Origin of the sequence: Fictibacillus gelatini DSM 15865 (assembly GCF_000430745.1) — a bacterium.
GTDB classification, from domain to species: Bacteria; Bacillota; Bacilli; order Bacillales; family Fictibacillaceae; genus Fictibacillus_A; species Fictibacillus_A gelatini.
This window is the reverse complement of sequence record NZ_AUMP01000004.1, coordinates 1-11,856: the sequence shown is the minus strand read 5'-3', so window position 1 is coordinate 11,856 and position 11,856 is coordinate 1. Positions and strand designations below refer to the sequence as shown.

General features: G+C 44.1%; 10 protein-coding genes and 1 other annotated feature. Of the genes, 7 read left to right on the top strand and 3 right to left on the bottom strand.

From position 1 onward, the window contains the following. The first annotated feature begins 2 nt into the window (after positions 1-2). The 3 genes from H538_RS23355 (at position 3) to serA (ending at position 3,474) form a co-directional block, all read left to right on the top strand. Positions 3-200 (top strand): FeoB-associated Cys-rich membrane protein, encoded by a 198-nt coding sequence (locus tag H538_RS23355; RefSeq protein ID WP_051291371.1) that lies wholly within the window; start codon positions 3-5, stop codon positions 198-200. A gap of 136 nt (positions 201-336) precedes the next feature. Next, positions 337-588 (top strand) — a binding site (T-box leader). A 155-nt stretch (positions 589-743) separates the two neighbouring features. Continuing rightward, complete coding sequence (locus tag H538_RS0107415) at positions 744-1,898, top strand: pyridoxal-phosphate-dependent aminotransferase family protein (RefSeq protein ID WP_026677067.1); 1,155 nt, start codon at positions 744-746, stop codon at positions 1,896-1,898. Next, entirely contained in the window at positions 1,891-3,474 is a 1,584-nt protein-coding gene (serA, locus tag H538_RS0107410) for a phosphoglycerate dehydrogenase (RefSeq protein ID WP_026677066.1), read from the top strand. Before H538_RS0107415 ends, serA begins: the two co-directional genes overlap by 8 nt. A 110-nt stretch (positions 3,475-3,584) precedes the next feature. On the opposite strand, the gene H538_RS0107405 is transcribed toward serA, so the two are convergent. Genes H538_RS0107405 through H538_RS0107395 form a run of 3 tightly spaced genes read right to left on the bottom strand, consistent with a single transcriptional unit; the run spans position 3,585 to position 6,266 of the window. Continuing rightward, on the bottom strand, positions 3,585-4,565 hold the full coding sequence (locus H538_RS0107405) for an ABC transporter permease (RefSeq protein ID WP_026677065.1): 981 nt from the start codon (positions 4,563-4,565) through the stop codon (positions 3,585-3,587). Then, a complete protein-coding gene (locus H538_RS0107400) occupies positions 4,558-5,472 on the bottom strand; it encodes an ABC transporter ATP-binding protein (RefSeq protein WP_026677064.1) in 915 nt (304 codons plus the stop codon). The genes H538_RS0107405 and H538_RS0107400 overlap by 8 nt, the downstream gene beginning before the upstream one ends. Beyond that, entirely contained in the window at positions 5,469-6,266 is a 798-nt protein-coding gene (locus tag H538_RS0107395; protein ID WP_026677063.1) for a GDSL-type esterase/lipase family protein, read from the bottom strand. Before H538_RS0107395 ends, H538_RS0107400 begins: the two co-directional genes overlap by 4 nt. Before the next feature lie 735 nt (positions 6,267-7,001). On the opposite strand from H538_RS0107395, the gene H538_RS0107390 reads away from it, so the two are divergent. From H538_RS0107390 to pdxS, 4 genes are all read left to right on the top strand, one after another. Continuing rightward, entirely contained in the window at positions 7,002-8,480 is a 1,479-nt protein-coding gene (locus H538_RS0107390; protein ID WP_026677062.1) for an FTR1 family iron permease, read from the top strand. A gap of 7 nt (positions 8,481-8,487) precedes the next feature. Further along, entirely contained in the window at positions 8,488-9,654 is a 1,167-nt protein-coding gene (efeO, locus tag H538_RS0107385; protein WP_026677061.1) for an iron uptake system protein EfeO, read from the top strand. Positions 9,655-9,680: 26 nt separating this feature from the next. After that, on the top strand, positions 9,681-10,952 hold the full coding sequence (gene efeB / locus H538_RS0107380; protein WP_026677060.1) for an iron uptake transporter deferrochelatase/peroxidase subunit: 1,272 nt from the start codon (positions 9,681-9,683) through the stop codon (positions 10,950-10,952). Positions 10,953-11,188: 236 nt separating this feature from the next. Further along, the coding region (gene pdxS, locus H538_RS0107375; protein WP_026677059.1) for a pyridoxal 5'-phosphate synthase lyase subunit PdxS at positions 11,189-11,856 on the top strand (668 nt) is incomplete at its 3' end.

Here is an 11,856-nt window from a genome sequence, read left to right as displayed (position 1 = left end):
CAATGGTCATTAGCGTTGTCATTGGCGTACTTATTTTTGCATATGCAGGGTTTACCCTTTACCGATTCGTAAAAAGAAGCAAAATGGGAAAATGCGCGGGCTGTTCATTAAACAAAAGCTGTACAACCGCATGCAGCGAAGTAAAAGAAGAAACGATTCCATTTTCCGCTCGATATTCCCATGCAACAGCTGAAAAATAAAAGGCAAATGCCAGAGTGAAACGGAATGCGATCCTTCGCATTCCGTTTTTTAGTTAACTCAACTTCGACTCTTTTAAATTTTGAAAAATTCCTCTTGACGTGTACAAATGTCCATGATAAAGTAACTAACAAATATGAAACAACGATGATGAAGTTATGCTGTAAAGCTGGGGCGTAAAGAGAGCCGGTGGTTGGTGCGAATCGGTCGTTTCGTTTACAGATAAGCGCTTTGGAGTTGTCAGGCCGAACATCTTAGATTCGCATAAAAGATTAGTAGGTTTGTCCGGATGATCCGTTATCTCGAAGGTCATGGACCTGGTAAGGTTTTCTTTTGTGAAAAAGAAAACAAATGAGGGTGGTACCGCGAAATATACCTCTCGTCCCTCACTACAGTCGTAGTGTGTGGATGAGGGGTTTTTGTTTTTTGTACTTTCAGAAAATTTGCACTCAGGTTGCGAATGAAAGTATAAGAAAGAAAAACTATCGGCCGTTTGGTCACGGTTTTTCAAAGAGAAAAAGTGGATAATAAAAGGAGAGAGAACCATGTTTGAAGACAAATTAGTTTTACGCATTCCGGGGCCAACCCCTATCCCACATCGCGTTCAGCAAGCGATGAACCGCCCGATGATCGGGCACCGAAGCGGTGAATTTTCTAAGCTTTTCGCAAATACTGCCGAAAGGCTTAAGCCGATTTTCGGAACGAAGGAGGACGTTTTCATCATTGCAGGTAGCGGTACGAGTGCCCTTGAGATGAGTGTTGTCAATACCGTAAAGCCAGGGGAAGAAGTTGCTGTTTTAGTAAGCGGCGCGTTTGGCGACCGTTTCGCAAAGATTTGTGACCGCTATAACATCGTTGTCCATCGCTTAGAAGTAGAATGGGGCGAAGCAGTAACGCCGGAATTGCTCCAATCGTTTCTGAAGCAACATACAAATGTGAAAGCCGTGTTTGCGACATACTGTGAAACATCGACGGGGGTGTTGAATCCGGTTAAAGAATTAGCTGAAGTCGTGCATGAACAGACGGATGCGCTCTTTATCGTCGATGCGGTCAGCTGTTTAGGTGCTGTTCCATGTGAGATGGACGAATGGGGAATTGACATTATTGCTACCGGTTCACAAAAAGCATTTATGCTTCCAACTGGACTTGCGTTTCTTGCTGCAAGCAAACGGGCGTGGAAAACAATCGAAACCATTACCCCGCCTGCTTTTTACCTTGATTTAAAAGCGTACCGCAAGTCGTTAGAAAATCAAACGACGCCGTACACCGCAGCCGTTTCACTCGTTTTCGGATTGGCTGAAGTTTGTGAAATGATTGAAGAAGAAGGGCTTGCGCAAATTATTAAGCGCCATGAACTAATGCGTGACATGACACGTGCTGCGATCCGAGCCCTTGGCCTTCCGTTAATGACGAAAGATGAATATGCTTCGCCAACGGTAACGTCGATCGACCCGAAAGGCGCATTTGATTCAGAAGCATTACGCAAAGCATTGCGGACAACGCATAATGTCGTTGTTGCCGGCGGGCAGCAACATTTAAAAGGGAAAATTTTCAGGATCGGGCACATGGGATATTGTGAACCACTCGATGTTCTTACGGTAGTTTCCGCCATCGAAGTCGCTTTGAAACAAATTGGCGTGGAAATCGAACTGGGTGCAGGTGTGAAAGCAGCGCAGGAGGTGTTGATTCAACATGTTTAAAGTGCTCATTTCCGATCCGCTCAGCAAATCCGGCATTCAGCAATTGTTAGATGCCCCGGACGTAGAAGTGGTTCAGAATACGAATCTTTCCCCGGATGACTTACTAGCCGTTATTGGGGAATATGATGCGCTTCTAGTGCGTAGCCAAACGAAGGTGACGGCTGAAGTATTAAAAGCTGGAAAACGATTGAAAGCAATCGGCCGTGCCGGCGTCGGAGTTGATAATATTGATCTAAATGCGGCGACGGAAGCCGGAATTATCGTCATCAATGCGCCGGAAGGGAATACACTTTCGGCTGCGGAACATACGTTTGCGATGCTTATGGCCGTTTCGCGGAACATTCCCCAGGCGTATAAAAAATTAAGCGAAGGCATTTGGGATCGAAAAAGTTTTCAGGGAGTAGAGCTGAATAATAAAACGCTTGGTGTTGTCGGCATGGGGCGTATCGGTACAGAAGTTGCGAAACGGGCCAAAGCATTCAATATGCATGTCATCGGATATGATCCGTTTTTAACCGAGGAGCGCGCGAAAAAGCTCGGCGTCGTTTGCGGGTCTGTTGAAGATATTGTTACTGAAGCGGACTTTATTACAGTCCATACACCGCTTACGAAAGAAACGCATCATCTTCTAGGGGCCGCTGAATTTGCCAAAATGAAAGACGGGGTGCGGATCATTAACTGCGCCCGCGGTGGAATCATTGATGAGAAGGCATTGTATGATGCCATCCAAAACGGAAAAGTAGCCGGTGCCGCGCTCGATGTATTTGAAGAAGAGCCGCCGGTCGATAATCCGCTCATTAAGCTTCCGCAAGTCGTCACAACGCCGCACCTCGGGGCATCTACTGTTGAGGCCCAGGAAAATGTAGCCATTGATGTATCGGAGGAACTTATAAAAGTATTGCGCGGTGAACGCTTTAAAAACGCGGTAAATCTTCCATTTATCCCTCCTCATGTAATGGAGCGGGTTGAGCCTTACTTCGTGTTAGGTGAAAAGCTTGGCCGGTTTATCGCACAGTTGTCAGTTGGACCTGTACAAGAGATCACCATTACGTATAGCGGGGAATTGGCGGATGTCGATACAGCGCTGCTTACGAGAACGATTTTAAAAGGGGCGCTTTCCTTTAGAATCGGACCGGAAGTTAACTACGTCAATGCACTGTATCTTGCCAAAATGAGAGAAATCAATGTCGTAGAACAAAAGTCTTCACAAAGCCGCGGCTTTACGAACCGGTTAAAAGTCGAATTTAAAACGAGCACACAAAGCCATGTTGTAGCCGGCACCCTTCTCAATGGGTATGGGGCGCGGATCGTCAAAATCGACGACTATACGATCGATGCTGCTCCTGAAGGAAATTTGCTTTACGTTCACCATAATGACCGTCCTGGTGTTATCGGACGAGTGGGAACGATTCTTGGCAACAAAGATGTCAACATCGGTACGATGCAGGTAGGACGCCGTGGTGTCGGAGGAGATGCGATTATGCTGTTAACCGTTGACAAGCAGCTTTCCCCGGAAATGGTCGAAGAGCTTGTTGCCCTGCCGGAAATTATGAGTGTCACCCCAATTGAATTGTAAAAAGAAAAACACTGCTCAAAGGCAGTGTTTTCTTTTTGTTATTTTTGGTAAACTAACGGAATTTCACCTTCAAATAAGTGAACTATTTTCATCACATTATATTTCCTATCTTAATATACATCTCTTTTTGTAAAGGTAAAGAAAGAGATGATGAGTGCGGCCAGCGCCCAGATCAATAAAACAGCGATCGAGAATCCGAGCGTCATTCCTTCTATCGGCGGCTTCAAACCGTTTACGTAATTCGTCAGCTGCAAATTTACCATAAACAAATACTTCGCGCTGTGCCATGAAGAAACCATGTTCGTCAGGATGACGCCGCTAATGAGGGCGGCAAGCATAATTCCCATTACAGCTGCTGTACTTCTAAGTAATACCGAAAGCATAAAGGTAAGCGTACCGACTACGAAACATACAAACCAGACGAGGCCGAACTCCATCAAAATGTATTCCCAATGCGGAATCAAATGAACGCCTGTCGTGATCAATTCTTCACCCTTCGACGTAAATCCGGTCAACATTGGCATGCTCCAGCCGCCGTAACCAAAGACCAATCCTGAAATTCCATAAGTCAAAATTGCAACGCATAAAACGATAAAAGAAATGGACAGAAGCAAGGCTATATACTTGCTTAATAAAATTTTCCACCGTTTGACCGGCCGTGTCAAAAGAAGCTTAATCGTGCCGCCGCTCGCTTCAGAGGAGACTAAATCGGCGGCAATGACCATGACGAGCAAGGGGAGAAGCAACCCGATTGAATTCTCCGCAAATACGCGCATAAACGTCGGGGCACCTGGCGCATTTGGATTAATGTTGTGGTCAAGATAATATTGCTGCTGGGTCAGTCGGACTTTTAAAAACTGGCGGATATCCTCCTGGAGCCTGCTTGAGCTGAGACGGTTTTGCGTATCGACAATTTCTTGCTGCAGCTGGGTCCGCCAATCGGTCGTCCCGAGCCGTTCCTCCGTTGTTTTCACCTGTTTGTATTGCGCATATGTAAAAATAGGAACAAGAAAAGCGACGATCAAAATAATGACAAACAATCGCTTTTTTCGAAAAAGCTTTAATTGCTCATTGTAAACGAGGTTAATCAATGTGCTCTCCCCCAGTCAGTTCCAAAAACAAGTCTTCAAGCGCTGGCAGCTTTGCCTTCATTTCTTTTACTTTAACGCCTCGATCGACCAATTTTTTATTCCAATCCGCTATTTTTCCTTCGACATGTGGTGTAATCAAAATTCCGTTATCCCCAAGTTTAACATCGGTTTCTTCGGCTAATAATTGTTTCGCTACGTCAACCGGTTCGGCTTTCCATTCTACTCGCTCTTGCTCCTCAAGAAGGGAAGAGACCGTGTCAATGCGGATGATCTGCCCCTTTGAAATAATGGCTACCCGGTCGCATAACAATTGAATTTCACTCAGTAAATGGGAAGAGACAAGAACGCTTAAACCTTCCTTTTCCGCAAGAAAGCGGATAAATTCCCTCATTTCCCGAATACCGGCAGGATCAAGGCCGTTTGTCGGTTCATCTAAAATAAGAAGCTGAGGGTTCCCGAGCAATGCCTGCGCAATGCCAAGTCGCTGGCGCATCCCGAGCGAATACGTACCAACCCTGTCGTGAATGCGAAGTTTCAGGCCGACGAGATCGATCACTTCATCGAGCCGCTTTCTCGGAATGGAAGGGTCCATTCTTGCAAAGTGCTCAAGGTTTTCCCATCCGGTCAAGTAAGGGTAAAGCTCAGGATTTTCGACAATGCAGCCAAGATGTTTCATCGCGGCGGTGAACTCGGTTTGAACGTTTTTGCCCGAAATGAAAATGGATCCGGAGCTAGGTCGAATTAAACCGACGAGCATCCGGATCGTCGTCGTTTTGCCAGCGCCGTTTGGCCCTAAAAATCCGAAAACTTCCCCTGGATACAATTCAAATGAAAGCCCTTTAATTATTTCTTTGCCCGCGATCGTTTTTCGTAAATCGGTTACTTTTAATGCTGGCACCTGACTCACCTTTTCCCCTCCTCGCTGAATGTAATAAGGGCGGCAACCCGTTCCCCGATTAATTTATAGCCCGCTGCATTCGGATGGAATTTATCATTAAATAAGTAGTCATTTACATTCAGCTCAAATAAGTCAAATGTCGGCACGTAAACAATTTTTTTATAATCGGCAGCGGTATTTGCTGAATCGAAGTTCCACTGTCGGACAATAGTTGAGGTTAACTTCGATTTTTCCATGTCGATAAACGGATTGTACAGGCCGATATGGAATACGGTTGCTGATTGGTTAAGCGATCGGATCGTAGAATAAATTTTTTTAACGTTCGCCAAATACGTCTTTTCCGAACGTTTCATAAATGTCGGGTCGAGATGGGAAATGGCTTTTCCTCCTTGAAATAAATCATTTCCCCCAATCGTAAGAAGAATGATAGTTGCATTTTTAATTTGACGCCGGATTTCCGGCTCGGCCAGTTGTTTTACAAGCTGTGATGACGTTTGCCCTTTAATGGCGCTGTTTGACAGGGTAATCGGCTTTTTTGTCTTTTTCTTTAATTCCTGCATGAGGTAGCCGATATACCCTTTTCCTTCGGGATCACCGGTACCGCGGGTAAGGGAATCGCCAAAAGCCGCAATATGTATTTGTTGATGGGCAGGATGAGGGACTTCTTGTGCGGGTTGTGTTGTAACTTTCGTGTTTTTTGTCCCGATCAATTGATCTTTCATGACCCATCCAAGGCCGATAAGACAAAGAGCGGCAGACAAAATGGAACAAGCGGTAATGATCGTAATGATTCGTTTTTTCACATGACCAATCCTTCCAACTGAATTACCTAAAGAATACCAGAATCGCGAAAAAAAGATTAATACTTTGCATGGTTTTCCTATCTTCTTTATTGCCCACAAACGCCCCATCCATTCTGTAAGGTGGGGAAAAGCTAGTGCCCCTTCTAGAAAAAAAGTTTGGATTTCAATAATCAAACATTCGTTATTTTAAGAACACCTCGTTAGATCTGTGAAATGAGGAAAAACGATCACGAATTGTTACATCATTTAAAATGATTTCGTTCTCGGACCATAAGTGCTCTTATTTGGACAATAAATCATCCGGTTTAGACAATAACATCTTACTTTTGGACAATAAGCGAAAAATATACTAAATTTATTATCCGACTGAGGCCATTTATTGTCCGATGGAAACGATTTATTATCGGAAATCAACCGGTTATTGTCCAAATGCCATGAAAATAGCACCACACTAGAGAAGTTTGATCCTGTTTTTTGCTTCCATCTTCTTATCTTTTTTACAGGTGAAAATTTGTTCTTGAAAATAAGAACTTTCTTAGGTGAAGGGGCACAAGAGAGTAATTTTTCATTTGAAAAGAATTTTTATGGATGTACCACTCTCCCATCAAAGCTTCCATTCAACGAAAGGCGGGCATTTCATGGTGTAAATTTCATATTGACAAAGTAGGCTTTCTCATTGATAATGATAATGATTTTCAATGATTATCATTATCAGTTGAAATTGGAGGTATAGTCATGAAACAAAGGGGTTTCCTATCTATCGTCACCGCCTTTCTTTTCGTATACATAATACTTGGCTTATCCAACTATGCGCAAGCAGCAGTAAAACCGGAGGATGATGTCAAAAAAGCCGAGGAGCTTGTTGATCAAGCGATTAAGCTTGCGAAACAAAATAAGCTCGATGAAGCGAAAAAGACGTATGAAGATTTCAATAATCGCTGGCTTGAGATTGAAGATGGCGTGCGCAAAACATCGAGTGAAGCTTATGCGGACATTGAAGATAAAATGGGGCAAGTTTCCTTTGCCGTTATGCAAAATAAAAAAGAAACGTTGATCAGCACACTTGAATCATTAAAAAAAGCAAATGAAAAATTTATAAATGGAAACTATAAAGCTGGCAGTCATATTAAGAAAAATGTTAGTTTGAAAGATTATATTTCGCTGTTAAAAGAAACAAAATCGCTCATTAAGGACAATCAATACAATGAAGCGAAAGAACGAATGAATGAAGTGAAGTCGACATGGCTTAGCGTTGAAGGGAATGTCGTGAGCCAATCAAAAGCCGTTTATGATAGTACGGAACGGGATATGGGGACGGTTTCTGCCCTCCTTCATGCACAAAAACCAAATACCGAACATGCCGTAAAAATCATCGACCATATGATCGATGATCTCGAGCCGCTTGCCAACCAAAATGGCTATGGGATCATCGATGCCGCTTTAATCCCTATACGGGAAGGGCTTGAAGCGTTATTGGTGGTCGGCGCATTGCTTTCGTTTACGAAAAAAGCGAAAGCGCCTAAAGCAAATAAATGGATTATTGGCGGAGTCGGTGCGGGAATTCTCTCAAGTATTGCTCTCGCCCTGCTCGTCTCGTTTATTTTTACGTCCGTTTCCTTTGGCGACAACAACTTTTTAATCGTCGGCTGGACTGGGATTATCGCGGCCCTTATGTTGCTTTATGTGAGCTATTGGTTGCACCGTCAATCCCATATTAGCAACTGGACGTCCTATATTCGCGAGAAAAGCGAAGCGGCTCTTGGTACAGGAAAAATGTTTTCATTCGCTTTGCTCTCGTTTTTAGCAGTTTTTCGTGAAGGGACGGAAACGGTCTTATTTTTAATCGGCTTAATTCAGCATATGACGCCACTAAGACTACTTTCAGGAATTGCGCTTGGACTGGGAACATTGGCCGTAATTGCTTTTATTTTTATAAAAGTCGGCCTCAAAATACCTTTAAAGCCATTTTTTATCGTGTCGAGCGTGATTGTCTTTTATTTATGCCTTAAATTCACAGGAACAGGTATTCATAGCTTGCAATTGGCAGGAGTCATCCCGGCAAACGTGAATTTGCACTTGCCAAGTATTAACTTTATCGGCTTTTACCCGTCGTGGTACAGTGCGATTCCGCAAATTATATTAGTAGTGGCAGCAATCGCCGTTCTTCTTATTACAACCATTTCTAAAAAACAAAAAGCTGCACTGAAAGGATGAACCATTAATGAAACGTTTTACTTCGATTTTATCCGTACTGGTCGTTAGCTCTCTCGCTTTAAGCGCTTGTAATACTAATCAGGCAAACGACCAGAAAAATAATGAAAAAGCAAAAACGGCCCAATCTGCGCAAAATGCTGTAGGGGAAGGTACAGACAAATTACTTCAACTATCTGATGAGCTTACAAAAGCGCTCGATCAAAAAGACAGCGCCAAAGTGAAGAAATTAGGCGAGCAAATTAACAAAACATGGTTTTCGTTTGAAAATAAAGTACGCAAAACGGCTCCGCTTCTTTACACAGAAACGGAAAAATCGCTATTGCCACTTGTTTCAGGTACAAAGATCGAGCCAGTCGATCAGAAAACATTATCCGGCCTTAATGAAAAAATGGCCGTTAGCTTAAATAAATTGAAGAACTTTAAGCCTTCTAAAAAAGGGACTGCAAATGCTGACCTTAATAAGGCTGTTGAGCAATATAAAGAGTATGTCTTGAAGCAAAGCAATCAGCTTGTGGCAGCAACGGAAGAGTTTTCAAATGCCGTGATCAAAGGCGAGATGGAAAAGGCAAAGAAGCTATATCCGAATGCTAGAACGTATTATGAAAGAATTGAACCGATTGCCGAAAGCTTCGGAGACCTTGATCCGAAAATCGATGCCCGCGAAAATGATGTCTCAAGCCCTTCGGAATGGACGGGATTCCATGTCATTGAAAAGGCATTATGGGTGAATAAAACGACTAAAGGACAGGAGAAAGTTGTAAATCAGCTTATCCAGGACGTTAAAGAGCTTCACAAGAAGATTAAAGCTGTACAACTTGAGCCGGCTCAGGTCGTTGCCGGGGCGGTTGAATTGTTGGATGAAGCGGCGACTTCAAAAATTACCGGTGAAGAGGAACGTTACTCTCACGTTGACCTTGTCGACCTTGCGGCAAACGTCGAAGGATCGAAAGCGATATTTGATGTCGTAAAAGAGCCGTTAATGAAAAAAGACCCGGAGTTGGCAAACTCCATTGAAAAAGAGTTCAGCGCATTGCAACGTTCATTAAAACAATTTAAAAAAGGCGCTAGCTTCGTGTCATACAATCAATTAAAGGAAAAAGACACTCGCAAAATTAGCCAGCAGCTTAATACGTTGTCCGAATCGTTATCGAAAGTTGCTAAACTATTAAGCTAGTCGTTTCAAATTTAGGGGGAAGTCAAATGACAGCGCAGAATAAAAACGAACATGTTCAAATAGAGGATAAAGAGAATACAATCAGCCGGCGGGATATGTTGAAAATGACCGCGGTCGCCGGGGCGGGCGTCGCCCTTGGTGCAAGCGGCATGGGCGCTCTTTTCTCGCTAGATGCTCTCCGTCCTGGAGCAAAAGAGGGCAGTCAAACGAGTTCAGGCACGGTTCCATTTTATGGAGCAAAACAGGCCGGGATAACGACTCCCCAGCAAAAATACATGTGTTTTGCCGCATTTGACGTCACCCATAATGACAGGGATGAGTTAAAGAAACTATTGAAAACATGGACGGAATACAGCGAGCGGATGACAAAAGGCCGGATGGTTGGAGAGGAGCAGCCAAACGAATTCTTGCCTCCGGATGATACCGGCGAAGTATTGGGTCTTTCTGCATCCCGCTTAACGATTACGTTTGGATTTGGTGCAACGCTTTTTACGAAAAATGGGGAAGACCGATTTGGTTTTGCCGCGAAAAAGCCTGCCGAGCTAGCCGATATTCCGCCAATGCCGCGGGATGAACTGAAAAAGGAACTATCGGGCGGCGACATTTGCATCCAGGCATGCAGCGACGATCAGACGGTTGCCTTTCATGCGATCCGCAATCTTGCAAGAGTTGCACGCAGCGGTGCGGTCATTCGCTGGATGCAAAACGGCTTCATTAGCATACCAGATGGAAAAACGCCAAGAAATCTTTTCGGATTTAAAGACGGAACGGCCAATCGTGAACTTGGCGATAAAAAGGCGCAAGATCAATACTTGTGGGTGACCAAACAGGAACCTTCATGGATGCAAAACGGCACGTATTTAGTAGCCAGAAAGATTCGGATGTTTACAGAAACGTGGGATCGTACATCGTTTAAAGAACAAGAAGCAACATTCGGAAGGAAAAAAGTGAGCGGAGCGCCGTTTGGAAAGGTACATGAATACGATTCTGTATCATTGAATGATTTGCCGGCAAACTCGCACGTGCGCTTAGCACGCGAGACGAAAACGAAGATGCTCCGTAGAGCCTATTCGTATTCGGATGGGCTTGATCCAAAAACAGGGTATTTAGATGCAGGATTATTCTTTATCAGCTTTCAGCAAAGCGTAAAGAAACAATTCATTCCGATGCTCTCAAAAATGGCTCGAAGCGATGCTTTAAACGAATACATTCAGCACGTTTCAAGCAGCGTATTCGCATGTCCGCCGGGAGTGAAAAAAGGGGGCTTTATCGGCGAACAGCTTTTTCACATCATCTAAGTCAACCTAACAATCATTAGTTAGTGAATAATTTCCTCTAGATATGTTGAGGATAGTACTTTATAATGATATTCGTATAATACATCAATCGTAGAATTATTTTTTATCGCGTTTTTTGTTCTATAAAAGTTTCCTTCAATTAACAGATAGAAAATATTCAAAAAATACGATAAAATGGATTGGAATACTTAAAAATTTTGAAACCAGTAATCTTTACATCTAGGAGGAATTGAAGCATGTCAAAGACAGGTACAGAGCGTGTTAAACGCGGAATGGCAGAAATGCAAAAAGGCGGCGTCATTATGGACGTTGTCAACGCAGAGCAAGCGAAAATCGCAGAAGCAGCTGGAGCGGTAGCCGTAATGGCATTAGAACGCGTTCCTTCCGATATTCGCGCAGCAGGCGGTGTAGCCCGCATGGCTGACCCAACGATTGTCGAAGAAGTCGTGAATGCGGTTTCGATTCCTGTCATGGCGAAGGCGCGTATCGGCCATATCGTCGAAGCGCGCGTGCTTGAAGCGATGGGTGTAGACTACATTGACGAAAGTGAAGTGTTAACGCCGGCAGACGAAGTATTCCACTTGAACAAGCGCGATTATACGGTTCCATTCGTATGTGGAGCCCGCGACTTAGGCGAAGCAGCGCGCCGCATCGGAGAAGGCGCTTCCATGATCCGTACGAAAGGGGAGCCAGGAACAGGCAACATTGTTGAAGCGGTACGCCATATGCGCATGATCCAGGCGCAAATTCGTAAAGTCGTGTCGATGAGCAAGGACGAGCTAATGACCGAAGCGAAAAACCTTGGCGCGCCATACGAAATCCTTCTTCAAATTAAAGAAGCAGGCAAGCTTCCAGTTGTAAACTTTGCGGCAGGCGGCGTGGCAACTCCAGCGGACGCAGCACT